Origin of the sequence: Emticicia sp. W12TSBA100-4, assembly GCF_040253585.1 — a bacterium.
Lineage (GTDB): Bacteria > Bacteroidota > Bacteroidia > Cytophagales > Spirosomataceae > Emticicia.
This window is the reverse complement of sequence record NZ_JBELAU010000092.1, coordinates 1-357: the sequence shown is the minus strand read 5'-3', so window position 1 is coordinate 357 and position 357 is coordinate 1. Positions and strand designations below refer to the sequence as shown.

At 47.9% G+C, this 357-nt stretch carries 1 pseudogene; it reads right to left on the bottom strand.

Features of this window, described 5'->3' with window-relative positions:
• A pseudogene (locus tag ABR854_RS25895) lies at positions 1-357 on the bottom strand (hypothetical protein); the annotation flags it as partial.

Genomic DNA, 357 nt, shown 5'->3' with positions numbered 1-357 from the left:
GCATTACACAAGCTGTTTTTATTGCTGCTGATTACTGGAGCTGCTGGGCTACTGCCTGTCGCGATAACCACTACATTGCTCACGCCACTTTCGCCACAACTATTGATACATGTCGCTGTATAACTTCCAGCGGTGCTTACACTGATGCTGCTGCCTGTGGCATTCGTACTCCATTTCAAACTACCACTGCAACCTGTTGCTGTCAACGTTGCCGTTTCAGCATTACACAAGCTGTTTTTATTGCTGCTGATTACTGGAGCTGCTGGGCTGCTGCCTGTCGTGATAACTACTACATTGCTCAATCCACTTTCCCCACAACTGTTGATACATGTCGCTGTGTATGTACCTGCGGTGCTT